Origin of the sequence: Kitasatospora sp. NPDC057223 (assembly GCF_042669755.1) — a bacterium.
Classification (GTDB): Bacteria; Actinomycetota; Actinomycetes; order Streptomycetales; family Streptomycetaceae; genus Kitasatospora.
Window position 1 is genome coordinate 1 of the sequence record NZ_JBHUWW010000103.1, and the last position, 23,251, is coordinate 23,251.

The window sequence follows — 23,251 nt, forward strand, 5'->3', positions numbered from 1 at the left end:
GGCAGCGTGTGCTGCCCGCCCGCCCTTCGACGGCGATGCCGGAGGTACCGGCCCGCCGCCCGTGGGGGAGCGGCGGGCCGGCCCGGGTCATCCGGGCAGCGCCCGGGTCACATGACCATGCAGCTGTAGCCCACCGTGCCGCTCGGCGCCCCGCCGTTCACTAGGAAGCCGAGGGTGGTGGTGCCGCCGGCCGGGAGGGACCCGTTCCAGGCGGCGTTGTCGATCGTCGTCTCGGCCCCGCTGCCGGTCCGGACGCCGTTCCACACCTGGGCCAGGGTCTGGCCGCTCGGCAGGGTGAAGTGCACCATCCAGCCGAGGATCGGATGGCTGCCGGTGTTCGTCACCGTCACCTCGCCCTGGTAGCCGCCGTTCCAGCTGCCGACGGTGCGGTAGGCGGCGGAGCAGGAGGGATCGGCGGACGGCGCGGTCGGTGACGGGGACGGCGTGGCCGGGGTGGTGGGGGTGGGCGAGGTGGGAGCCGGCGTGGTCGGTGACGGTGACGTCGGGGCGGGTGAGCTCGGCGACGGTGAGGTGGGGGGCGGTGAGGTGGGGGGCGGTGAGGTCGGAGTGCCGGTGCCACCGACACCGGTGACCTGGCCGTTGCCGCCGTCGAACGTCACGTCCGAGCAGCTGTAGAAGGTCTCGGCGCTGTCCGACCGCTGCCACACGGTGTAGATGATGTGGCGTCCGGTCTTGTTCGCGGGCAGCTGGGTGGTCCAGGAGTACTTGCCCTCCACGGTGCCGACCGAGCCGGTCTTCGGGGGGTCGGTGACGGAGTGGAACGGCGTGCTCTCCAGGGCGTCCCAGGTGAAGGTCTTCGACGCGTCGAAGCCGTCCTTGGTGACGTACTGGATGAAGGTGCCCGGGTGGGCCGCCCAGGAGTTGTAGGTGAAGCCGAAGGTCGCACCCGAGGTGAGGTGGGTCAGCGGCCAGTCGGTGCGCGGCAGGTTGAAGCCGGTGAAGTTGGTGTTGCCGCCGCTGCACAGCTCGCCGTCCGGCACGAAGCCGCGGGTGCGGCCCGCACCGTCGGACCGCAGCACGGAGAACCAGTTGTAGAACGGGGTGGTGCCGCTGACGGCCTGGGCGGCGGCGCAGGCAGGGTTCTGGGGCTTGATCTCACCGGTGGAGGTGAGGCCGTCCTGCCAGCACAGGAAGGTGCGGCTGCCGGGCGCCATCGGAGCGCCGTGGGCGGCTGCCTTCGGGCCGGTGGTGAACACCAGCACCAGGGCGGGCAGCGCCGCGAGCAGGGTGAGCAGACTGAGCAGGTGTAAACGGTGACGGAACCTCTTCATGGGGCGGGGTGTCCCTTCGACGGGTGGGGGGTGGTGCCGCTGGGCGAAGGATGGGAGCGCTCCCAAGCGGAACGTAGCGCGACCCCGGACACCTGTAAATGGATTTGGTCATGGCGGTGACAAATTCGGTGTCCTGCTCACACGGCGTGGCGGTCGGACCATCGGCCCGCCCACCGGTTCAGTCTTCGGAGCGCTCGCCGTCGGACTCGTGCGCGGAGTGCACGGCGAGCCCCGCGCCGTGATCATCCGCCGGACGGGCCCCGGGCGGGCGACGTCCTGATGAGAGTGGCCGTAGCGTTTTATCGCTTTGTGGCCCCGGGGCCGCCGCCGTAGGGTCACCGGCATGTACCTCCGCCTTCGTATGCGTCAAGCACTGCCGGAAGCGATGCGCGCCCGTGACAGGACCGCAGTGAGTGCCCTGCGCGCGACACTTGCCGCGCTGGACAACGCGGAGGCCGTGCCCGTCGGCGAAGCCGCTCTCCGGGGTGTGGCCCTGGAGCACTCGCCGCTCGGCGTCGGCAGCACCGAGGCGGCGCGGCGTGAGCTGAGCGAGCGCCGTGTGGTGGAGATCGTCCGCGCCGAGGCTGCCGAGCGACTGGAGGTCGCGGCACAGCTGACCGCGCCCGCGCACGCCGACCGCGTCGCGCGGCTCCGCGCGGAGGCTGCCGTGCTGCTTCGCCTCCTGGACGGGCCGAGCACGGTATAGGGGTACGGCCTCGCGCCGCGTCCGGGGCGAACCGGGGCCTGCGTCCGCCGGTCCCGGTCGCCGCGGCTGGGGCTGTCGGCCGAGGCGGGTGCGGGTGCGGGCACGGGGTGGACCCCGAAGGCGGCGAAGCCCTCTGACCTGGCGCGATGAGGCCTCGGGGGCGTCCGATGTCAGTGGCGGCTGGGATGCTGCCGTCATGGACGAGGAACTGCTGCGGGGCCGGGTCTACGGGACGGACCACGACGACGACCCGGGGCCCCGTGCCGGGCGCGTCTACCGGGAGCTGGTGGCCGGGCCGCTCGACGGACTGCTGCTCGACGTGACGGGATGGAGCGCGGTGGAGATGGCCGCCGGTGGCGCCCTGCCCACGGAGATCGGCCGGTTCGGCGCGGGCGGCCGCAGTCACTACCGCCCGCGGCCGGCCGATCCGCGGCGGTGGGACTGGGCGGGCGACACCGCGTGACCGCCGCGGGCGGCAGCCGGTAGGTGCCGTTCCCCGGCCGGCCTGCGGCCCGGACGGGGAGCCGGGTCCGGGCCTCGCTGTCGAGTGCGCCGGCGCTGCTCCGGCCTCCCGTGGGGGGCCGGAGCAGCGGTTGCGGGGGTCGTGCGGCGGGTCAGGCGTTCAGCGTCCACTTCTGGTTGCCGCCGCCGGTGCAGGTCCACAGCTGGACCGGGGTGGCGTCGGCCGGGTTGTTGCCGGCGACGTCCAGGCACTTGTTGGCGGTGATGTTGACCAGGTCGTGGGTGGTCGCGTTGTAGGACCACTTCTGGGCGGCGGTGCCGTTGCAGTCCCACAGCTGCACCTTGGTGCCGTCCGCGGTCCCGCCCGAGGCGGCGTCCAGGCACTTGCCGAGTGACTGGACGCTGCCGTCACTGCCGACCGTCCAGCGCTGGGCGGCCGTCCCGTTGCACCCGTAGAGCTGGACCTTGGTGCCGTTGGCGGTCGCGGCGGCTGCCACGTCCAGGCACTTGCCGGCGAGTCCGGTGAGGGTGCCGCTGCTGCCGCCGCCGCTGTTCGAGGTGGTCACCCGGACGTAGTCGACCACGAGTTGCTGCGGGAAGGCGGTGGCGCCGTCCGGGTCGCCGGGCCAGTAGCCGCCGACCGCGAGGTTGAGAATGAGGAAGAACGGCTTGTTGTAGACCCAGCTCCGGCCGCCGAGGTCGGCGGGCGTGCGGCGCTGGTAGACGGTGCCGTCCACGGACCAGCTGATGGAGTCCGGCGCCCAGTCGACGGCGAAGGTGTGGAAGGCGTCGGCGAACGCCTGGCCGCCGGGCAGGGAGTAGCCGGCGCCGATGCCGCCGCTCCCGGAGTAGCCGGGGCCGTGGATGGTGCCGTGCACCGTGCCGGGTTCGAAGCCGACGTTCTCCATCACGTCGATCTCGCCGCTGTTCGGCCAGCCGACCTGGCCGATGTCGTTGCCGAGCATCCAGAAGGCGGGCCACATGCCCTGGCCGCGCGGGATCTTCATCCGGGTCTCGACGTGCCCGTAGGCCTGGCTGAACCGGCCGGAGGTGTTGAGCCGCGCCGAGGTGTACTGACAGGTGCCGTACCAGCACTGGTAGTTGGCGGGATTCTCGCGGCGGGCGGTGATCACCAGGTGGCCCTGGCCGTCCAGGGCCGCGTTGGCGTTCCCGGAGGTGTAGAACTGCCGCTCGTGGTTGTTGACGTTGTCGCCGGTCTCGATCTGCCACTTGCCGCTGTCGACCGCCGATCCGGCGGCGCCGTCGAAGTTGTCCTCGAAATTGGCTGCCAGCGCGGCAGTCGGGGCCGCGGCCACGGGTTCGGGTGTCCAACCCAGGGCGGTGACCATGGTGGCGGCCACAAGAAGTGTGGCCCAGAAGGGTCGTCGACGTGCGCGTGCAGACATGCGAAATCGCCTCGATCCGTGCGGTGGGGGACGCTGACCGGCACGTCTCGTGGCTCCGTCGAGGCGTGGCGGTCCAGACCTTTCTTCAGGAAGTGAACTCTGATGATGAATCCATGTCAATGCATCTGGAAGCCCTGAACGTTGTCGGCGGCAGCCCGCCGTCCGGGGCCTCGCGACGGGCCGGCCGGCCGCCGCTGCTGCCGCCGCCGATGCCGGGCGCTTGCGCGGGCGGTACGGAGCCTTGACAGCCACTGCCCCGTAGGGGAACCTCCGTACTTGCCAGGAGAGCGCTCTCCTGCATGTCTTCCCCCACCCGCGCCAGGGCCGTCCGCCGCCACTCCGGGCGGCGGTCCCGGCCCCGAGACCGCACCGGCACGCCCCCGCACGGGCCCGGGCAGGCCCCGTACCCGGGCACGCCCCATGCACCGCCACGCCCCACGCACCGGTCCGCCCGGCCGGTCGCCGCGGACGCGAACGGCCCACCCCCGTTCCGGAATTGTCGTTTGGAGCCCCCATGCACCGCCCAAAACCCAGGCCGAAGCTCGCCGTCGCGATCGCCGCCGTACTGATCGCAGGCAGCGCCTCCTTCTCCGCAGGGCCGGCCCAGGCCGCCGCCCAGCCCTGGACGGACGCCGCCCAGACACCCGCCCAGCGGGCCGACGAACTGCTCGCCGCGATGACCCAGGCCGAGAAGCTGACCATGCTGCACGGCGGGCCGTCCTGCGGCTACGCCGGCTGCGTGCCCGCCAACACCCGGCTCGGCATCCCCGCGCTGCACTTCCAGGACGGCCCGGTCGGCGCCGGTGACGGCTGGACCGGCGTGACCCAGATGGCGGCCCCGGTCGCGGGCGCGGCCAGCTGGGACTCCGCGCTGATGCAGAGCTACGGCCAGGTGCTCGGCGCGGAGCAGTGGGCCAAGGGCACCAACGTCGTGCTCGCCCCGACCGTCAACATCGTCCGCGACCCGCGCTGGGGCCGGGCGTTCGAGTCCCTCGGGGAGGACCCGTACCTGGCCGGGCAGCTCGGTGCGGCGGACATCCTCGGCATCCAGAGCCAGGGCCCGATGGCCCAGGTCAAGCACCTGGCGGTCTACAACCAGGAGACCAACCGCAACACCCTCGCGGACAACGCGATCGTCTCGGAGCGCGCCCAGCGCGAGATCTACCTGCCGGCCTTCGAGACCGCCGTCAAGCAGGGCCAGGCGGCGTCCGCGATGTGCTCCTACTCCGCCGTCAACGGGCCGTTCGCCTGCGAGAACGGGCCGATCCAGAACGGCGTGCTCAAGGGCGACTTCGGGTTCACCGGCTTCATCACCTCCGACTGGGGCGGCACCCACTCCACGGTCGCCTCCGCCAACAACGGCCTCGACATGGAGATGCCCGGCGCCGACTACTACGGCAGCGCGCTCACCACCGCCGTGGCGAACGGGCAGGTCTCGCAGGCCACGATCGACGACCACACCCGGCGGATCCTGCTCTCGATGTTCCGCCAGGGCCTCTTCGACCGCCCGAACACCGGGACACCGGCCGCCGTGGTCACCTCGGACGCCCACGCCGCCGTCTCGCAGCAGGTCGCCGAGGAGGGCAGCGTCCTGCTGAAGAACGCCTCCGCGGTCCTGCCGCTCGCCGCCTCCGGCCGTTCGGTCGCGGTGATCGGCGACGACGCGGGCGCCGGGGCGATGACCCAGGGCGGCGGCAGCGCGAGCGTGAACGCGCCGCACATCGTGACGCCGTACCAGGGCATCAAGGCCCGGGCCGGCGCGGGCGCCACGGTGACGTACGCGCAGGGCGTGACCCCGGCCGGCGGGGCGCTGCCGGCCGTGCCGACCAGCTACCTCAAGCCGTCCTCGGGCAGCGGCACCGGCCTGTACGGCGAGTACCACAACAGCACCGACCTCTCGGGCGCGGTGGTCGCGAGCCGGGTCGACCAGGCGATCGACAACGTCTGGGGCGGGCAGTCCCCGGCCCCCGGGGTCAACACCACCAACTGGTCCGCGAAGTGGACGGGCACCCTGACGCCGCCCACCAGCGGGAGCTACACCTTCTCGCTGAACAGCGACGACGGCAGCCGCCTGATCATCGGCGGCCAGCAGGTCGTCAACAACTGGTACGACCAGGGCCCGACCACCCGCACCGGCAGCGTCACGCTCACCGCCGGCCAGCCCGTCAGCATCGAGGTCGACTACTACCAGGCCGGCGGCGGCAGCAACGCCTCCCTCGGCTGGCAGGTCCCGGGCCAGAACGCGCACGACCAGGCGGTGGCGGCCGCGCGGGCCGCGGACACCGCGCTGGTCTTCGTCAGCGACTTCCAGTCCGAGGGCAGCGACCTGCGCACCATCGACCTGTCGGCGGAGCAGAACCAGCTCGTCGCGGACGTGGCGGCGGCCAACCCGCGCACCGTCGTCGTGGTCAACAGCGGCTCCGCCGTCACGATGCCCTGGGCCGACGCGGTGCAGGGGATCGTGGAGAACTGGTACCCCGGCCAGGAGGACGGTTCGGCCATCGCCGCGCTGCTCTACGGCGACGTCAACTTCTCCGGCAAGCTGCCCGTCACCTTCCCGAAGTCGCTCGCCGACGTGCCCGCGGCGACCGCCGCCCAGTGGCCGGGCCAGAACAACACCGTCCAGTACTCCGAGGGCGTCAACGTCGGGTACCGCTGGTACGACACGCAGAACAAGGCCCCGCTCTTCCCGTTCGGGTACGGGCTCTCGTACACCACCTTCGGGTACGGGAACCTCACGGTCTCGGCGCCCGACGCCGGCGGCAACGTGAGCGTGGGCTTCGACGTCACCAACACCGGCACCCGGGCCGGCGCCGAGGTCGCCCAGGTCTACGTCGGGCAGCCGGCGGCGAGCGGCGAGCCGCCGAAGAACCTGCGGGGCTTCCGGCGGGTCACCCTGAACCCCGGGCAGACCCAGCGGGTGAACGTGACCCTCGACGCGCGGAGCTTCCAGTACTGGACCAACGGCTGGACGACCGCCACCGGAACCAACACGGTGTACGTCGGAGCGTCCTCCCGGGACATCCGGCTGACCGGCCAGACCACCGTCGGCGGCGGTACCGGCAACCCCGGCGGACAGACCGCCCTGCCGCGGACGGGGTGGACGGTGACGGCGTCGAGCGGGACGGAGGCGCCGGGCAACATGCTGGACGGCAGTGCGGCCACGCGTTGGAGTTCGGGTGCTCCGATGGTGAACGGGCAGAGCATCACGGTCGACATGGGCGCTGCCCGATCCATCGACCAGATCACGTTGGACGCGGGTGGGAGTGCGGGTGACTATCCGCGCGGCTACCAGGTGCAGCTGTCGAACGACGGTACGAGCTGGGGCTCTGCGGTGGCGACGGGGGCGGGGACGTCCGCTCTCGTGACGGCGGCCTTCCCCGCGCAGAGCGCCCGCTTCATCAAGGTCACCCAGACGGGCGCCGCCGCCTCCTGGTGGTCGGTCGCCGAGTTCAACGCCTACACGGCCGGTGGGCCGCCGGCCCACGTCCAACTGCCGCGTACGGGGTGGGCGGTGACGGCGTCGAGCGGGACGGAGGCGCCGGGCAACATGCTGGACGGCAGTGCGGCCACGCGTTGGAGTTCGGGTGCTCCGATGGTGAACGGGCAGAGCATCACGGTCGACATGGCCGCCGCCCGTTCGGTGGACCAGATCACGTTGGACGCGGGTGGGAGTGCGGGTGACTATCCGCGCGGCTACCAGGTGCAGCTGTCGAACGACGGTACGAGCTGGGGCTCTCCGGTGGCGACGGGGGCGGGGACGTCCGCTCTCGTGACGGCGGCCTTCCCCGCGCAGAGCGCCCGCTTCATCAAGGTCACCCAGACGGGCGCCGCCGCCTCCTGGTGGTCGGTCGCCGAGTTCAACGCCTACACGGCCGGTGGGCCGCCGGCCCACGTCCAACTGCCGCGTACGGGGTGGGCGGTGACGGCGTCGAGCGGGACGGAAGCGCCGGGCAACATGCTGGACGGCAGTGCGGCCACGCGTTGGAGTTCGGGTGCTCCGATGGTGAACGGGCAGAGCATCACGGTCGACATGGCCGCCGCCCGTTCGGTGGACCAGATCACGTTGGACGCGGGTGGGAGTGCGGGTGACTATCCGCGCGGCTACCAGGTGCAGCTGTCGAACGACGGTACGAGCTGGGGCTCTCCGGTGGCGACGGGGGCGGGGACGTCCGCTCTCGTGACGGCGGCCTTCCCCGCGCAGAGCGCCCGCTTCATCAAGGTCACCCAGACGGGCGCCGCCGCCTCCTGGTGGTCGGTCGCCGAGTTCAACGCCTACGGCTGAGTGAGCCTGGCCGGGCCGGGCGCGGAATCCTCGAAATCCGTCGGAGAATTTCGCGACGGGATGTCGAGAACCCGCGCCCGGCTCCGTCCCAGGAGCGGAAACGGCCACAATGGGCCGTACCTCACCCAGGAGATCACGATGGCCAAGTACCTGCTGCTGAAGCACTACCGGGGTGCACCGGCGTCGGTCAACGACGTGCCGATGGACCAGTGGGAGCCGGAGGAGGTGTCGGCCCACATCCAGTACATGCGCGACTTCGCCGCTCGCCTGGAGGGCACCGGCGAGTTCGTCGACGGCCAGGCGCTCGCCCCGACGGGCACGTTCGTCCGCTACGACGGCGAGGGGCGTCCGCCGGTCACCGACGGCCCGTTCGCGGAGACCAAGGACCTGATCGCCGGCTGGATGGTGATCGACGTCGAGACCTACGAACGTGCGCTCGAACTCGCCGGCGAGCTGTCCGCGGCTCCGGGCGCGGGCGGGAAGCCGATCCACGAATGGCTCGAACTGCGCCCGTTCTACGCCGAGCAGCCCACGGCAACCGAGTGAACGAGTCGCTGCTGCGGGAGCTGGCGCCCGCGGTGATCGGTGTCCTCGTCCGCCGCGGAGCCGACTTCGCGGCGGCCGAGGACGCCGTTCAGGACGCCCTGGTCGAGGCCGTACGCGGGTGGCCGGACGACGGCGCCGCCCCGGGCTCCCCGGACGGGGCCGGCGGGGGAGTCCCCGTACGGGACCCGAAGGGCTGGCTGGTCACGGTGGCCTGGCGCAAGTTCCTAGACGCCGTCCGGGCCGACACCTCCCGCCGGCGGCGGGAGGAGCTGGTCGAGGCCGAGCCCGTGCCCGATCCGGGCGGGGCGCTGGACGACACCCTCCAGCTGTACTTCCTCTGCGCGCATCCGTCCCTGACCCCGGCCTCGGCCGTCGCGCTCACGCTGCGCGCGGTCGGTGGCCTGAGCACGCGGCAGATCGCCCGGGCCTACCTCGTGCCGGAGGCGACGATGGCCCAGCGGATCAGCAGGGCCAAACGGACGGTCTCCGGTGTCCGGTTCGACCAGCCCGGTGACGTCGCCACGGTGCTGCGCGTGCTCTACCTGGTCTTCAACGAGGGCTACTCCGGCGACGTCGACCTCGCGGCCGAGGCGATCCGGCTCACCCGCCAACTGGCGGCCAGGACCGACCACGAGGAGGTCACGGGCCTGCTGGCGCTGATGCTGCTCCACCACGCCCGGCGCCCGGCCCGGACCGGCCCCGACGGCAGGCTCGTGCCGCTCGCCGAACAGGACCGCGGCCGGTGGGACACCGTACTGATCACCGAGGGCGTCGAGCTGCTCCAGAGCGCCCTCGCCCGCGACCGCCTGGGCGAGTTCCAGGCCCAGGCGGCCGTCGCGGCGCTCCACGCGGACGCCCGGAGCGCCGAGGAGACCGACTGGGTGCAGATCGTCGAGTGGTACGACGAACTCGTGCGCCTCACCGCCAGCCCGGTGGCCCGCCTCAACCGGGCCGTCGCCGTGGGCGAGGCCGACGGCCCGCGGGCCGGCCTGGCAGCCCTGGCGGAGCTCGACCCCGGCCTGCCCCGGCACGATGCCGTCGCGGCCTACCTGCACGAGCGTGACGGTGACCTGGTGTTGGCGGCACGGCTCTACGCCGAGGCCGCCCGGTCGGCGTCCAACATCCCCGAACGCGACCACCTCACACGACAGGCCGCCCGGCTCAACGCGCGCCTGCGCGGGTGAGCGGCGAACCGGAGCGGATCACACCGGCGGCACGGCCCGTCCGACCCCCGACTCGTCCTCGGGCCGGCCGCGCAGCCCACCACCCGGTGCGGCCGGCTTCGAAGCCCTCGGCGGACGGAGCGGGCGCTGCCCGGAGACGCGGGTGAGCGTTCCAGCGGTCGAGCGAGCACCTCGGAGGACGCCGGTTCGCCGGCACCGGTCAGATCGTCGCCACCGTCGTGGTAAAACGAGTCCAAGCAGCCCGTTCGGCCGAGCGGGGCAGGGGAGTCGGAGGGGGAGTACGGCATGGGCGTCGCCCGCTATCCGTTGCCGGTGGTTCCGTCAGGGCAGCGGCTGGAGGTCGTGCGGCGCCTGGTCGCCGAGGCCACCGCGGCCCATGCCGCCCGTAACGGCGGCTGGCGTGAGTCCCTGCTGGTGCGCAACGCCGCGATGGTCACACTGGCGATCACCACCGGCGCCCGCTCCGGGGAGGTCTCGGCGATCGACCTGGCCGACTGGCACCGGCGCCGCCGCGCCGTCACCCTGCACCGCGAACCGGCCGGCCGCGGACCGGCCTTCCACGAGGAACAACCGCTCGACGACACCACGACGGCACTGCTGCGGATGTGGCTGCCCCACCGCACCCGCGTGCTGGCGACCCTCGACGGCGGCGACGTCCCCGCCCTGTTCGTCTCGCTGCGCCCCAACTCCCGTGCCGGCGTGCTCTGGCCGGCCGGGATGCGGCTGCACCGCTACGGCGTCCGCGACGCCTGGCGGCAGACCGCACTGCGTTGGCACACCGACGGCGAACACTGGACCTGGGTACCGACCCGCCTGGAGCAACTGCGCCGCCCCGGACCGGGGTGAGCCCACCGCCGGGGCCGGGCCACCTCCCGAACGGCGAGTGGCCCGGCCCCGGTTTCTGATCCGCTGCGGACGGTTGCCCGCGCTCGGCCCGGTGCGGGCCCGGCCGCGTCGGCCGCGATGCTCCGGGCGCAGCCCGTTGCCGGAGCCCTGCCCCGCGACTCCACCCGGCGGTCTGTCGCGGTGCCGCGGTGTCCGGCGCTGTGTCCTGCCGGCCGGGTCATCCGTGCGAGCCGGTCAGGGACTGCGCTTCCAGCTCCGCATAGGGGACCTGGAGCTCGGTCGGACGGGTGCTGATTCTGCTGCCGGCCCAGCCGAGCAGGAAGCCGACCGGGATCGACACGAGGCCGGTGGTGTGGAGCGGGAACCAGGCGAAGTCGCTGTGCGGGAAGAGCGCGGCGGGGCCGCCGGAGACGGCGGGCCCGAAGAACTGCAGCAGCAGGCAGCAGGCGAGGCCCCCGTAGACCGTCCAGAGCAGGCCGGTGCGGGTGTAGCCCTTCCAGAACAGCTGGTAGACGAGGGTGGGAAGGATCGCCGACGCGCCGATGGCGGCGCACACGTGGGCGAGGAACTGGACGGGCCAGGTGTAGCAGGCGGTCGCGAGGGCCAGCGTGGCGCAGCCGACGGCGACCGTCGTCCAGCGCACCGTCCTGATCTCGGAGGCCGCTGACATGTGTCTGTCGCGGGTCCCGTGCGCCAGGAGGTCGTGGACGAGCGAGGCGGCGGCGGTGAGCAGGAGTGCGGCGACGACGGAGAGGCTGGTGAGGAAGACCGCCGAGACGACGGCGGCCTGGAGGAGTCCGTCGGAGTCGAGTCGGTCGGCGAGCAGGAGGAGGGCGTTGCCGCCGCTGGGGTCGGAGGCGATCACGGCGCGGGCACCGACCACCGCGGCGACTCCGAGGCCGAGTACGACGGCCATGACGTGCAGGACGGCGACCATGGTGAGGGCGCGGGTGGCGGAGTGCCGGGCGGCCGCGCCGCTGCGGGCGGAGTTGAGGCGCATCAGCATGTGGGGGGCGACGGCTGCGCCGAGGATCACCGTCATCAGGAGGGACAGCTGTTCAGTCCGTCCGGTGAGGCCGGTTCCCTGTAGGAGGCCGGGTCCGTAGTAGGCGTCCGGGTGTCCGCTGCCCCGGGCGGCGTCCTCCAGCAGGGTGCCGGGGTTCCAGCCGAGGTGGCCGAGCATGACGAGGACGAGTACGGCCAGGGCGCCGAGGAGCAGGACGGTCTTGACGGCCTGGAGCATGCTGATGCCGCGCATGCCGCCCACGGCCGCGGCGCAGATCATCATGACGCCGATGAGGACGGTGCAGGACTGTCCGGCGCCGATGCGGGGCAGTCCGACCAGGACGGCGGTGGCCCGGCCGGCGGCCGACAGTTGCACCATGGCCAGGGGCAGGCAGTAGCACAGGGTGGCGACGGCCCCGGCGATGCGTGCGGCGCGGCTGGGGAACCGGGCGCGGAAGGTGTCGCCGAGGGTGAAGCGGCCGATGTTGCGCAGTGGCTGGGCGAGTACCAGGAGTACACCCATGGCGGTGGCGGAACCCACGGTGAGGATCATGCCGTCGAACCCGGCGAGCGCCACGGAGCCGGTGGCGGAGAGCAGGATGAGGACCGAGACGTAGTCACCGCAGAGCGCGAGCGCGTTGCGCAGCGGGGTCAGGTAGCTGCGTGCGGTGTAGAACTCGGTCAGGTCCTCGCCGTCCGAGCTGGAGACCAGGCACAGGAACAGCGTGGCGCACACGGTCAGCAGGAAGGCGAGGAACGGCGCTGTCGACACTCCGCTGCCGTCGGCGAGGTGGTTCACCGGCCTGCTCCGTGGGTGTGGACGGGCTCGGTGAGCGGGTCGCAGTGCGTGCGGACGTCGCGGTCGAACCGGTGGGCGGTGACCAGCAGCAGTACGGCCTGGGCCAGGAACAGCAGGATGCTGACGGTCAGTCCGCCGCCGATGCCGGTGGCGATCCCGCTGCCCATCTCGTGCGGCAGCAGCACGACCAGGGCGAGGCAGCAGATGTTCCACAGGACGAAGCGCCGGCGTGCACGCGTCGCGGCGCGGCGCAGGTGGTGCAGCGGCTCGGTGTGGCCGGCCGCCGGGGGTCTCGCGCCGGGGGGTGCGAGGTGGAACGGGCTCATGCGGTCTCCCAGGTGGTGTGTGGCGTCTGCTCGGCCGGCGCCGTGCGCGTGCGGCCCGGGCAGCAGGGCCTCGGCGTACGGGTCCGCGGGCAGCCGCGCGGCCGGCCGCTTCCGGTGACGGTCGGTCGGGTCGGTGTCGGTCACCCGCGGCCGGCGGTCATGGCCGTCCCGGCGGCGGCCGCGACCTGCTTGAGCCGGCTGACCCAGGACTCGATCCGCTCGGCCGTCACGGAGGCGGGCAGGCCGGTCATCCGGATCGCCATCGGGGGCAGGCCCGGGGCGGTGGGGACGGGGGCGACGATCGACGCGAGGTCGTACAGCTCGCCCGGCAGGAGGTCGGGGTTGAACAGTTCGGCCAGCTCGGAGGTCGCCTGCCGGACCGCCCGCTCGTGTCGCGGCAGGCGGTCGGACAGCTCGAACGCGGACAGTGCCGCCTGTTGGTGCCGGAGCAGGTGCGGCTCGGCGGCGAGGAGGGAGTAGCCGCCCTCGCGCACCTTGTCGAGGCGGGCACGGTAGAGGTCGCGGCGGTCGCGGTCGTCGTCCGGGGCGCGTCCCAGCCACTCCTCGACCTCCGCCACGGTCGAGTCCACCAGGAAGGCCGCACCGAGGGGCGGGACGATCGGCTGCCGGTGGCCGAGGGGGAACGGTTCGGCGACGGTTCCGCGGTTCGCGGCGAGCACCTGCACGGCGTCCCCCCGGATCTTCACCAGGACGCCGCAGTTGACCTCAAGCTCGGTGCTGAGGTCCTCGACCTGCTCCCGGACGGTTTCGGCCAGCTGCGCCGCCTGGATCAGCTCGGGGTCCGGAGTGGCGATGAAGGACCCGGGTGAGAACCGTCCGTAGCCACCCTGGAAGAACAGCAGCGGGAGCGTCGACCGCTCGACGGCCAGCTCGTGGACGAGCCCGAGGACGATGTAGTGGTCGCCCGCCTCCCGGACGTCCTGGTACGTGCATTCGATCCAGGACACGGCGCCGTCGAGAACGGGCGAACCGAGCGGCCCGGGCCGCCAGCTCACGCCGTCGAACTTGCCCGCCCCGCCCGTCGCCATCCGGCGGCACAGCGACTCCTGATCGGATGCCAGGACGTTGACGCAGAACGCCGGGGCGGTCCGCAGGTGCTCGAAGCTCCTGGAGCCGACGGCCGGGAAGAACGCGACCATCGGTGGGTCCAGGGAGACCGAGGAGAACGTTCCGACCACCATGCCGGCGGGGTGTCCGTCCTCGGCCATCGCCGTGACCACGGCCACTCCGGTCGGGTAGTGCCCCAGCGTTTCGCGGAACAGCGCGGAATCGACGGCCTTGACCATGAAAAGCTCCTTCGGTTGCTCGTACGGTCGCGGACGCCCCGGAGGGACAGGGCGCCCGCGTCCGGTTTCGGCCGGCTATCCGGCCGCGGGCTCCGGACGCCGGAAGCGACTCGGATTGATCGTGCGGGTGGCTGGTACCCGGCGCCAGGCGGCGAGGCCGACGGCGGCGAGGAGGGCGGCGCCGTTGAAGAGGTTGGGGATCCAGACGGGGAGGCCGGCGAGTTGCAGGCCTTTGACTCCGACGGCGAGGGTGTAGGCGGCGACGACGGTGCCCCAGATGTTGAAGCGTCCGCCGCGGAACTGGGTGGAGCCGAGGAAGACGGCGGCGATGACGGGGAGCAGGTAGCCGGGTCCGACGGTCGGGTCGCCGGTGGAGAGCTGGGAGGTCAGCAGGACGCCGGCCAGTGCGGCGACCACGCCGGAGGTCATCAGCGCGGACAGGATGACCCGGGACGGGCGTACCCCGACGAGCGCGGCGGCTTGCGGGTTGCCGCCGGTGGCGTAGACGCGGCGGCCGGCCGGTGTGCGCTCCAGGACGTACCAGAGCAGGACGGCGACGGCGAGCATGATGTACACGGGGTAGGTGATGCCGAGGAGCTGGCCGGTGCCGAGTTCGCCGAACCCGGCGGGGAGGTTGACGATCTGCTGGCTGCTGGAGATCCAGGCGATCGCCGCGGCGAGCAGCGAGCTGATGGCGAGGGTGGCGATGAACGCCGGGATCCGGATGCGGGTGATCATCAGCCAGGAGAAGATTCCGACCACCGCACCGGCCAGGAGGGACAGGACGATGGCGAGCGGGACGGGTACGTTGCCGACCAGCAGCCGGGCGGCCAGGATCGCGCCGAGGCCGACCTGGGCGCCGATCGCCAGGTCGATCACGCCGGCCGCGGTCGGGACGACGAGGCCGACCGCCACCAGGCAGGTGACCGCCTGGTCGGACAGCAGCGACCGCCAGGTCCCGGAGGTCAGGAAGGTGTCCGGCACCCAGACCGCGAAGACCAGGACCATGAACGCGAGCAGGTAGAGCGCGGAGACGTTGCGGAACGCCACCGCCCGCCGCAGCCTGGCCGGCCAGGACGCTTCCGGCAGATCGGGCAACGCATCGGGCGCGACGCCGTCGGCAGCAAGCTCGGACGACGTGGCGGCGTTCGCGGCGGCCGCCCGGGCGAGGAGTTCGCCCCGTCTGGCCCGTCTGCCGGCCCAGGCCGTGGTGGTGTTGTTCCGGATCAGCCGGAGGACGGCCTGACGGCGGGTCACCTGTGGGCGGCGCCAGGCGGCGAGGCCGACGGCGGCGAGGAGGGCGGCGCCGTTGAAGAGGTTGGGGATCCAGACGGGGAGGCCGGCGAGTTGCAGGCCTTTGACTCCGACGGCGAGGGTGTAGGCGGCGACGACGGTGCCCCAGATGTTGAAGCGTCCGCCGCGGAACTGGGTGGAGCCGAGGAAGACGGCGGCGATGACGGGGAGCAGGTAGCCGGGTCCGACGGTCGGGTCGCCGGTGGAGAGCTGGGAGGTCAGCAGGACGCCGGCCAGCCCGGCGACCGCACCGGAGGTCATCAGCGCGGACAGGATGATCCGGGAGATCCGGACGCCGGCCAGTGCGGCGGCCTCGCTGTTGCCACCCATGGCATCGACGTTGCCGCCGGTGGCGTAGACGCGGCGGCCGGCCGGTGTGCGCTCCAGGACGTACCAGAGCAGGACGGCGACGGCGAGCATGATGTAGACGGGGTAGGTGATGCCGAGGAGCTGGCCGGTGCCGAGTTCGCCGAACCCGGCGGGGAGGTTGACGATCTGCTGGCTGCTGGAGATCCAGGCGATCGCCGCGGCGAGCAGCGAGCTGACGGCCAGCGTGGCGATGAAGGACGGGATCCGGGCCCGGGTGATCATCAGCCAGGAGAACAGCCCCACGGCCGCACCGGCCAGCACCGACAGGACGATCGCGAGCGGGACGGGTACGTTGCCGACCAGCAGCCGGGCGGCCAGGATCGCGCCGAGGCCGACCTGGGCGCCGATCGCCAGGTCGACCACGCCGGCCGCGGTGGGCACGACGAGGCCGACCGCCACCAGGCAGGTGACCGCCTGGTCGGACAGCAGCGACCGCCAGGTCCCGGAAGTCAGGAACGTGTCCGGCACCCACAGCGCGAAGACCAGGACCATGAACGCGAGCAGGTAGAGCGCGGAGACGTTGCGGAACGCCACCGCCCGCCGCAGCCTGGCCGGCCAGGACGCTTCCGGCGGGTCGGGCAACGCATCCGGCGCGGCGATGTCGGCAGCACGCCCGGACGACGTGTCCGCAGCCGTCCGCGTGGGGTCCGTGGTGATTCCGGTTGTCTGCATGTTCCTCACTCCGCTCCGCTCGTGCCGACGTGACTTCCGGCCGTCTGCAGTCCCAACTCGTCGCGGACCAGGCGTTCTTCGGTCAGGGACCCGCGCGGGACCTCGCTCACCACCCGGCCGTCCTTGAGTACCAGGACGCGGTCGCACAGGGCCACGAGTTCCTTGGTGTCCGAGGAGCACACCAGGACGCCGGTCCCGTCGCGCCGCGCGGCCAGGACCAGCTCGTAGATGGCGGCGATGGCGCCCACGTCGACACCCTGGGTGGGTTCGTCGAGCAGGAGCACCCGGGGGCGGACGCGCAGCCACTTGGCCAGCACGACCTTCTGCTGGTTGCCGCCGCTGAACAGCTTCAGCGCCTGCTCGGGATTCGGCGGGCGCAGCCCGACGGTCCGCATCCACGAGCGGGTCTCGGCCCGCTCGGCGCGCCCGTCCAGCCGCCAGAAGGACCGGCGCAGCGGACGCATCAGCGGCAGGGTCAGGTTCTCCCGGACACTCATCTCCATGACCACGCCGCTACGGCGGCGGTCGGCGGGTACGTACGCCATCCCGCTCTCGATCGCGGCGTTGGTGTCGTCGGGGATCAGTTCCCGTCCGTCCACCTCCACCCTGCCGCCGGACCTGTGCTGGGCTCCGAACAGCATCGGTGCGAGCTGCTCCCGTCCCGAACCCAGGATGCCGCCGATGCCGACGATCTCGCCGGCCCGCAGGGTCAGCGAGAGGTCGCTGATCTCCCCGCCGCTGAGGCCGGTGACGGTCAGCACCGGCTCACCGGTCCCGCCGCGATGGGCCACGGCCGTCCCGTCGATCTCGCGACCGGCGATGAGCGTCACCATCCTGTCGTGGTCGAGTTCGCTGGTGGCCTGCTCGGCGACCACCCGGCCGTCGCGCAGCACCACCACCCGGTCGGCCAGTTCGAGCACCTCGTCGAGCCGGTGGGAGATGAAGACGACGCCGGCCCCGGACGAGGCGACCCGGCGGATCGCCTCGAACAGCACCTTCACCTCGTCGCCGTGCAGCGCCGCCGTGGGCTCGTCCAGCACCAGCACGTTGTCCGGCCGGGTCCAGCCGTCCAGGGCCCGGGCGATCGCGACGATCGTCCGCTGCGCCGGTGACAGCTTCCCCACCGGGACGGTCACGTCCAGGCCGGCGCCGAACCGGGCGATGAGCCGCCGGGCATGGCGCCGCTCGGCGGTACCGCGGACGGGCGCGAACGCCCGCCCGCGGACGGACTTGCCCAGTCCGAGGTTCTCCACCGTCGTCAGGATGTCGGCCAGGCCGAGATCCTGGTGGATGAAGTGCAGGCCCGCGCGGGCCGCCGTGCCCTCCACCAGTGCGCCCTCGGCGTCACGGACCTCGATGACCGTCCCGGGGTCGGCCTGGTGGACCCCGGCCAGGATCTTGACCAGGGTCGACTTGCCCGAGCCGTTGTGCCCCAGCACCGCGACGACCTCACCCGGGCGGACCTCCAGCGACACGCCGTCCAGGGCCTTCAGGCCCGGGAAGGTCTTCGACATGCCCTCGATCCGGAGCAGCGGCGTCGGGGTGTCCGTCATCAGGACGCCCGCCACAGGGTGGCGAACCGCTGGGCGAAGTCGGGGAACGCCGACCAGCCGCGGGTGGGGTCGAAGGTGATGTCCTTCTGCTCCAGGAACTGCTCGGGCACCTCGCCGGCCTGCTCGCTCGCCGTGGGCCGGCCGCCTTCGAGCAGTCGCGCGGCCGCGTCGACGGCCGTCCAGGTGGAGACCGGGAAGTCGATGTTCAGGGCGGCGGTCAGTGCGCCGTCCTTGATGTCCTGCAGGTTGCCGGCGGTGGGGCCGAAGCCGACGGTGGTGACGGACAGGCCGGCGGCCTTCAGCGCCGCCGGCAGGCCACCGGCCGCCGAGAGGCTCACGAACACCGCGGCCTTGGTGTCCGGGTGGGCCTGCAGGTCGGTCACGACGGTGCGCGGCGCCGTCGTTCCGATGGTGCTCACGTCGATCGGGACGACGCGCACCTTGCACGACGGGCAGTTCGCCTTCATCTCGTCCTGGAAGGCCTTCTGCACCGGGGCCGAGATGTCGAGGGCGGGCAGGGTGTAGAGGACGGTCTCGGTCTGTGCGCCCTTCTTGGCGATCACCCAGTCGGCGAGCAGCTTCCCGTTGCGCCGGCTCAGGTCCTCGCCGAGGTAGTTGAACGTGATGCCGTACTGCTTCACGTCCTTGGCGATCTGGAGGGAGACCACCTTGGTGCCGGCGTCGGAGAGCTTCTGCAGGCCACCGCCGAACAGGGCCGGGTCGATCGCGCCGAGGAGCACGGCGTCCGGATTCATCGAGGCGACGGTCGACGCGGCGGCCTGCGCCGTCTGCGCGGTCGCACCGGCGTTCACCACCGTCAGCGTCCCGCCCAGCCCCTTGACCGCCTGCTGCACGAAGGTGCCCACCAGGGCGCAGATCGGCGTCGAGCACTGCAGATAGACGAACTTCTTGCCGGCCGGAAGCTGCTCCGCCAGCTGGTCACTCACCGGAAAGGCGGTCGGCAGGACGGTGTAGGGCGCGATGGCCGCCTTCGCCGCCTCGACGTTCGCGACCTGGCCCGCGGCCGAGCCCGACGGGGAGGCCGAGCCCGCCGAGGAGCTGCAGGCCGCGAGCGACACGACGGTGACCGCCGAGATGCAGGCCGCGGCCACCCGCGAGGTGTTGAGGTGGTTCGAACGCCGCCCGCGGGCGGCGCTGCTGGCTCTGGCGTCACTGAACTCTGCGAGCATCTTCTTCGCTCCTGTTTGGTACGCGAGGGAGGGTTCGACGTTGCGAACAGGCTCGTCCGGGGACTGCCTCCGCGAACTCCGCGCGGCGTCTTCCCGGGACAATTGAGCCGAACCAATAGGCTGAACCGATAGGGCGTAACCCTGCATCGGGCCGATGGGAGTGTCAAGGGTTTTGCGCCGCCGTGACGTTCACGTTTCAGGACGGTTATAAACCTAATGGTTAGGCCTGATAGCGGATCGCCGCAGTCGACGCGACCGCGTCAACGCGCAGGTGGAGCACGGTGGATGCCGCAGGGCGCGCGGCGGCCCGCCCTGCATGGTGTCGAGGCGGGGCGCCGAGGCAGCCCGCCTCGCAGGGCGTCGGGGCAGGGCGTCGGGGCTCAGCCCGAGTGGCGGTGCGCCTCGGCGGCGTGCCGGGCGGCGACGACGTCGCCGGCGACGATGGCGGCGACCAGGTCGCTGTGGACCTTCAGCCGCTGCGCCAGGTAGTCGCCGCCGGGGGACTGCGAGTCCACGAGCGACACCTGGTTGACGAACTCGTAGAGGCCGACGTACGTGCCCCTCAGCACGGTGTTCGGCGAGATGGCCGCGATGCGGAGGTGCAGGTCCCAGTTGAGCGAGACGAACCGGGACACGTCGTCCAGGCTCTTCTTCATCGCCGTGATCAGCGCCTTGAGCTCACGTGCGTCCTTGGCCGACCGGTACTGGGCCGCGTGCACGGCGACCAGCGGTTCGAGCTGCTCGCGGACCTCGATGGCCCCGGCGACCGCCGACGGCTCACCGTGCACGGTGAGAAGCGTGCGTCCCAGCCGGACCACGGGATCCGTCGCCGCGACGAACAGCCCGCCGCCGGGGCCGGGCCGGACCGCGATCCGTCGTCGTTCCTGGAGCAGCCGGATCGCCTCGTTGACGGTGGCCCTCGCGACGCCGGTCTGCTCGCGCAGGTCGGCGCGGGTGCCGATGTGGTCACCGGGGCGCAGCCCACGCTTCTCGATCGCGTCCTCGACGTAGGCCACGACCTCCTCGGCGCGGGTGCGGGGTGCTGGAAGGACCATGGATGGAGCCTAACGGATACCTCCGATGCACGAGCCCGGGGCCGGTCCGGTGGGCGGGGCCCGGCCGGGCGTCCCCGTCGGCCGGACGCCTTGACGGAACCGCCCGAAGATCGCATGCTGAACTATCCAGACCTAATGGTTAGGTCTATTTACTCCGACCGGCCCTCACCGCCGACGGACGTGGACGAGAGAACAGCGAAGCTGGAAGGCACTGCGATGAGACTTGTCGGGTACCGCACGGCGGCGGGCGGCGCGATCGGCCGACTGGACGGCGAATCGAAGCTGGTGCCGCTCGGCGGCATGGAACAGTTCTGGGCGGACCCCGCGCGAGCCGTCATGCAGCCGGCGGGGAGCCTCCTCGACACCACCGGACTGACCCTGGTGCCACCGGTGCCGCCCACCGCGCGCGTCCTGTGTGTCGGGCTGAACTACGCCGACCACGTGGCCGAAGGAGCCTTCCAGCGGCCGGCCCACCCCGCCGTCTTCGGCCGCTGGACCAGGTCGCTCACCGTCTCGGACACGCCCGCACCGGTGCCCACCGGGGAGCAGGGCCTGGACTGGGAGGGGGAACTCGCCGTGGTCGTCGGCCGGGAGACGAAGGACGTCCCGGCCGCGGACGCGCTGGACGCCGTCTTCGGCTACGCCGTGTTCAACGATCTCACCGCCCGCAACGCCCAGCACCGTACGACCCAGTGGACGGTCGGCAAGAACGCCGACCGGAGCGGCCCGATGAGCGGCATCGTCACGGCGGACGAAGTGGGCGACCCCGGGGCCGGCCTGCGCATCGTCACCCGCGTCAACGGCGCGGTCGTGCAGGACGGCAGCACCGCGGACATGATCTTCGGCGTCGGCGAGATCGTGGCCTACCTCAGCAGGGCGATGACGCTGTACCCCGGTGACCTCATCGTCACCGGCACCCCGCACGGCGTCGGGTACGCCCGCCGGCCACCCCGGTTCCTCCACCCCGGCGACGAGGTGACGGTCGAGATCGAACGCGTCGGCTGCATCCGCACACCCGTCGTCGCGGCGCCGTAGCGGCCGTCCGGACCGCGTGGCCGGGGCCGTACGGCCCGACCGGCAGGGCCGGCTCCCCGCCCGGGGCGGGGGCACCGAACAGAACACCGTAAGAAGGAGACGACAGTTGATACTCGTGACGGCGGCAAACGGCAACCAGGGCAAGTTGCTGATCCCACGCCTCCTGAAGGCCGGAGCCGGGCTTCGCGCCTGTGTCCGCTCCGAGGAGTCGGCTCGAACCCTCCGCGAGAGCGGTGTCGCCGACGTCGTCGTCGGGGACATCGGCGACCCGGACGTCCTGGCCCTGGCCCTGCGCGGCGTGCAGACGGTCTACTACATCGGGCCGGCCCTCCACCCCCGGGAACGGGAGATGGGCTTCGCCGCCATCGACGCCGCCCGGGCGGCCGGCGTGCGGCACTTCGTCCTCAGCTCCGTGCTGCACGCGGTCATCACGGATCTCGTACAGCACGAGATCAAGCGTGACCTGGAGGAGCACCTCCTCTCCTCGGGAATGGAGTTCACCATCCTCCAGCCCGCCAACTACATGCTGCGCCACCGGCTCAAGCCCGCCTTCGAGGAGGGCGTCTTCCGGCTGTCCTGGGCACTGGACCGCCACCAGTCGATGGTGGACGTGGGCGACGTGACCGAAGTGGCCGCCGCCGTCCTCCTCGACGGCGAACGCCACGCGGGCGCCACGTACGAGCTCGTGTCGCCCGGGCGCTACACGGCCCACGACCTCGCGGGAGTCGTGGCAGCGGTGACAGGGCGCGACGTCGTCGCGGAACAGATCGACTCCGAGGCGTTCCTGAAGGGGGCCCTCGGAACCGACAACCCGGCCGACTTCCCGTATCAGGCCCGGCTCCTGCGAGCCATCAGCAGCCGCTACAGCAGTCACGACTTCATCGGGAACCCCAACGTGCTGACCTGGCTGCTCGGCCGGCGCCCGACGACCTTCGAGCAGTTCACCCGTACGGAGTTCGCCGCGTTCACGGCTGCGGGTGCTGCCCGGTCCGGGTGACCGTCGACCCGCCTGACGTGCACCTGTGCGCGGTGCACGGTGGCAGCACGTGGGCCTCGCCGGCGACGCCGGCGAGGCCCACTGCGTTCGGCCCGGCGTGGCCGAGCCCTCCTTCAGGAGTGGAAGCCGCTCAGCCGCGGGCCGCCGCCGCGGCGGTGATCCAGTTCCTGAACTCGATGGCGAAGTGCTGGAGGTGGCCCTCCAGGACGTCCTCCGGGCAGGTGGTGGGCAGATAGACCGAGAGGCTGGAGGTGAAGCCCTCCTCGGTGTCACCGAACTGGATCAGCACCCGTCCGATGATCGTGCCGTCGGCGAGGAAGAGGTTCGTGGCCTGCTTGTGCGGGAACTCGGCCTCCGGGAGGACTTCTTCCGCGTCCGCGGCCCACGTCATCGCCTCTTCGCCCCAGCCGCCCAGGTAGAAGGAGGCGACGTGGGCGCCGACGTTCTCCACCACGTGGACCGTTCCGTCCTCCTGGTTGGTGATCGTGTAGTGCTCCGGGTGCGCCGCGAGCAGAACGCTCTCGTCGGCGAAGGCCTTGTTCATCCAGCCCAGGAACTCGCCCGAGGTGAGGCCCCGCGTCGCGAGGACCGTCGTTCCTCCCGTGAAGCCGCCGTCGGAGGTGCGGGCGCTCTCCCGCAGGGCGGCGTTGCCCTCCTCGATGTCCGCGGCCAGGAGGTCGAGCAGGCCCTGACGTCCCAGCCGCGCCCGGAAGCGTGCCACGGCGCGGCGGGCGTAGAACAGCTCGAAGTCGTCGATGCTGTTGGCGCCGGCCGGCTCCGACGCGAGCGTCACGGTCACGGGCTGTGAAGTCTGGTTCGCGGTCATTTCCGGATCTCCTAAAATGCGAATGCGAATCTACATTATCGATAGTAGGCGGGGGGGGTTCGCCGCTTGTCAAGGCCGGCTGCCGTGGCCGCCCCGC

The 23,251-nt window shown here is 72.1% G+C and carries 18 protein-coding genes; 8 read left to right on the forward strand and 10 right to left on the reverse strand.

What is annotated here, in order from left to right; all coding sequences use genetic code 11:
• Positions 1 to 107: 107 nt before the first annotated feature.
• A complete protein-coding gene (locus ACFUK0_RS29090; protein WP_380255412.1) occupies positions 108 to 1,292 on the reverse strand; it encodes a lytic polysaccharide monooxygenase in 1,185 nt (394 codons plus the stop codon).
• A gap of 385 nt (positions 1,293 to 1,677) precedes the next feature.
• Between ACFUK0_RS29090 and ACFUK0_RS29095 the strand changes: the two genes are divergently transcribed.
• Together ACFUK0_RS29095 and ACFUK0_RS29100 are read left to right on the forward strand one after the other, a co-directional pair.
• Positions 1,678 to 1,998, forward strand: coding sequence for a hypothetical protein (locus ACFUK0_RS29095; RefSeq protein WP_380255414.1), 321 nt, complete (start codon positions 1,678 to 1,680; stop codon positions 1,996 to 1,998).
• Between the two features lie 196 nt (positions 1,999 to 2,194).
• Entirely contained in the window at positions 2,195 to 2,461 is a 267-nt protein-coding gene (locus ACFUK0_RS29100) for a hypothetical protein (protein ID WP_380255416.1), read from the forward strand.
• 151 nt (positions 2,462 to 2,612) lie between these two features.
• Here the strand turns inward: ACFUK0_RS29100 and ACFUK0_RS29105 are convergent, their stop codons facing one another.
• Entirely contained in the window at positions 2,613 to 3,809 is a 1,197-nt protein-coding gene (locus ACFUK0_RS29105; RefSeq protein ID WP_380255442.1) for a ricin-type beta-trefoil lectin domain protein, read from the reverse strand.
• A 571-nt stretch (positions 3,810 to 4,380) separates the two neighbouring features.
• Here ACFUK0_RS29105 and ACFUK0_RS29110 point away from each other — a divergent pair.
• The 4 genes from ACFUK0_RS29110 (at position 4,381) to ACFUK0_RS29125 (ending at position 10,727) form a co-directional block, all read left to right on the forward strand.
• Entirely contained in the window at positions 4,381 to 8,151 is a 3,771-nt protein-coding gene (locus ACFUK0_RS29110; protein ID WP_380255418.1) for a glycoside hydrolase family 3 C-terminal domain-containing protein, read from the forward strand.
• Positions 8,152 to 8,289: 138 nt separating this feature from the next.
• On the forward strand, positions 8,290 to 8,697 hold the full coding sequence (locus ACFUK0_RS29115) for a YciI family protein (protein ID WP_380255420.1): 408 nt from the start codon (positions 8,290 to 8,292) through the stop codon (positions 8,695 to 8,697).
• Complete coding sequence (locus ACFUK0_RS29120) at positions 8,694 to 9,881, forward strand: RNA polymerase sigma factor (RefSeq protein ID WP_380255422.1); 1,188 nt, start codon at positions 8,694 to 8,696, stop codon at positions 9,879 to 9,881. The genes ACFUK0_RS29115 and ACFUK0_RS29120 overlap by 4 nt, the downstream gene beginning before the upstream one ends.
• 285 nt (positions 9,882 to 10,166) lie before the next feature.
• Positions 10,167 to 10,727, forward strand: coding sequence for a hypothetical protein (locus ACFUK0_RS29125; RefSeq protein ID WP_380255424.1), 561 nt, complete (start codon positions 10,167 to 10,169; stop codon positions 10,725 to 10,727).
• A 217-nt stretch (positions 10,728 to 10,944) separates the two neighbouring features.
• On the opposite strand, the gene ACFUK0_RS29130 is transcribed toward ACFUK0_RS29125, so the two are convergent.
• The 7 genes from ACFUK0_RS29130 to ACFUK0_RS29160 all read right to left on the reverse strand — a co-directional run bounded on the left by ACFUK0_RS29130 (position 10,945) and on the right by ACFUK0_RS29160 (position 20,296).
• Positions 10,945 to 12,531, reverse strand: a complete 1,587-nt coding sequence (locus ACFUK0_RS29130) for a cation acetate symporter (RefSeq protein WP_380255425.1) — start codon at positions 12,529 to 12,531, stop codon at positions 10,945 to 10,947.
• Positions 12,528 to 12,857, reverse strand: coding sequence for a hypothetical protein (locus ACFUK0_RS29135; RefSeq protein ID WP_380255427.1), 330 nt, complete (start codon positions 12,855 to 12,857; stop codon positions 12,528 to 12,530). Before ACFUK0_RS29135 ends, ACFUK0_RS29130 begins: the two co-directional genes overlap by 4 nt.
• Before the next feature lie 140 nt (positions 12,858 to 12,997).
• Entirely contained in the window at positions 12,998 to 14,164 is a 1,167-nt protein-coding gene (locus ACFUK0_RS29140; protein ID WP_380255429.1) for a flavin reductase family protein, read from the reverse strand.
• 75 nt (positions 14,165 to 14,239) lie between these two features.
• Complete coding sequence (locus ACFUK0_RS29145; protein WP_380255430.1) at positions 14,240 to 16,498, reverse strand: ABC transporter permease; 2,259 nt, start codon at positions 16,496 to 16,498, stop codon at positions 14,240 to 14,242.
• Positions 16,499 to 16,503: 5 nt separating this feature from the next.
• Positions 16,504 to 18,051 (reverse strand): sugar ABC transporter ATP-binding protein, encoded by a 1,548-nt coding sequence (locus ACFUK0_RS29150; RefSeq protein ID WP_380255431.1) that lies wholly within the window; start codon positions 18,049 to 18,051, stop codon positions 16,504 to 16,506.
• Positions 18,051 to 19,241 (reverse strand): sugar ABC transporter substrate-binding protein, encoded by a 1,191-nt coding sequence (locus tag ACFUK0_RS29155; protein ID WP_380255432.1) that lies wholly within the window; start codon positions 19,239 to 19,241, stop codon positions 18,051 to 18,053. The genes ACFUK0_RS29150 and ACFUK0_RS29155 overlap by 1 nt, the downstream gene beginning before the upstream one ends.
• A gap of 380 nt (positions 19,242 to 19,621) precedes the next feature.
• On the reverse strand, positions 19,622 to 20,296 hold the full coding sequence (locus tag ACFUK0_RS29160) for a FadR/GntR family transcriptional regulator (RefSeq protein ID WP_380255433.1): 675 nt from the start codon (positions 20,294 to 20,296) through the stop codon (positions 19,622 to 19,624).
• Positions 20,297 to 20,512: 216 nt separating this feature from the next.
• Between ACFUK0_RS29160 and ACFUK0_RS29165 the strand changes: the two genes are divergently transcribed.
• Both ACFUK0_RS29165 and ACFUK0_RS29170 read left to right on the forward strand, forming a co-directional pair.
• The gene (locus ACFUK0_RS29165) at positions 20,513 to 21,331 is read left to right on the forward strand and encodes a fumarylacetoacetate hydrolase family protein (RefSeq protein ID WP_380255434.1); all 819 of its coding nucleotides are present in this window, start codon (positions 20,513 to 20,515) and stop codon (positions 21,329 to 21,331) included.
• 115 nt (positions 21,332 to 21,446) lie between these two features.
• Positions 21,447 to 22,328: an SDR family oxidoreductase gene (locus ACFUK0_RS29170; protein ID WP_380255443.1), complete on the forward strand. Its 882-nt coding sequence runs from the start codon at positions 21,447 to 21,449 to the stop codon at positions 22,326 to 22,328.
• 130 nt (positions 22,329 to 22,458) lie between these two features.
• Here the strand turns inward: ACFUK0_RS29170 and ACFUK0_RS29175 are convergent, their stop codons facing one another.
• Positions 22,459 to 23,154 carry a hypothetical protein gene (locus ACFUK0_RS29175; RefSeq protein ID WP_380255435.1) on the reverse strand — a complete coding sequence of 232 codons (696 nt, stop codon included), beginning with the start codon at positions 23,152 to 23,154 and terminating at the stop codon, positions 22,459 to 22,461.
• Positions 23,155 to 23,251 lie beyond the last annotated feature (97 nt).

Bases quoted from the DNA above. Each gene is read 5' to 3' on its own strand.
- ACFUK0_RS29090 (WP_380255412.1), bottom strand. From the start codon at position 1,292: ATGAAGAGGTTCCGTCACCGTTTACACCTGCTCAGTCTGCTCACCCTG.
- ACFUK0_RS29095 (WP_380255414.1), top strand. From the start codon at position 1,678: ATGCGCGCCCGTGACAGGACCGCAGTGAGTGCCCTGCGCGCGACACTT.
- ACFUK0_RS29100 (WP_380255416.1), top strand. From the start codon at position 2,195: ATGGACGAGGAACTGCTGCGGGGCCGGGTCTACGGGACGGACCACGAC.
- ACFUK0_RS29105 (WP_380255442.1), bottom strand. From the start codon at position 3,809: ATGGTCACCGCCCTGGGTTGGACACCCGAACCCGTGGCCGCGGCCCCG.
- ACFUK0_RS29110 (WP_380255418.1), top strand. From the start codon at position 4,381: ATGCACCGCCCAAAACCCAGGCCGAAGCTCGCCGTCGCGATCGCCGCC.
- ACFUK0_RS29115 (WP_380255420.1), top strand. From the start codon at position 8,290: ATGGCCAAGTACCTGCTGCTGAAGCACTACCGGGGTGCACCGGCGTCG.
- ACFUK0_RS29125 (WP_380255424.1), top strand. From the start codon at position 10,167: ATGGGCGTCGCCCGCTATCCGTTGCCGGTGGTTCCGTCAGGGCAGCGG.
- ACFUK0_RS29135 (WP_380255427.1), bottom strand. From the start codon at position 12,857: ATGAGCCCGTTCCACCTCGCACCCCCCGGCGCGAGACCCCCGGCGGCC.
- ACFUK0_RS29140 (WP_380255429.1), bottom strand. From the start codon at position 14,164: ATGGTCAAGGCCGTCGATTCCGCGCTGTTCCGCGAAACGCTGGGGCAC.
- ACFUK0_RS29145 (WP_380255430.1), bottom strand. From the start codon at position 16,498: ATGCAGACAACCGGAATCACCACGGACCCCACGCGGACGGCTGCGGAC.
- ACFUK0_RS29150 (WP_380255431.1), bottom strand. From the start codon at position 18,051: ATGACGGACACCCCGACGCCGCTGCTCCGGATCGAGGGCATGTCGAAG.
- ACFUK0_RS29155 (WP_380255432.1), bottom strand. From the start codon at position 19,241: ATGCTCGCAGAGTTCAGTGACGCCAGAGCCAGCAGCGCCGCCCGCGGG.
- ACFUK0_RS29160 (WP_380255433.1), bottom strand. From the start codon at position 20,296: ATGGTCCTTCCAGCACCCCGCACCCGCGCCGAGGAGGTCGTGGCCTAC.
- ACFUK0_RS29165 (WP_380255434.1), top strand. From the start codon at position 20,513: ATGAGACTTGTCGGGTACCGCACGGCGGCGGGCGGCGCGATCGGCCGA.
- ACFUK0_RS29175 (WP_380255435.1), bottom strand. From the start codon at position 23,154: ATGACCGCGAACCAGACTTCACAGCCCGTGACCGTGACGCTCGCGTCG.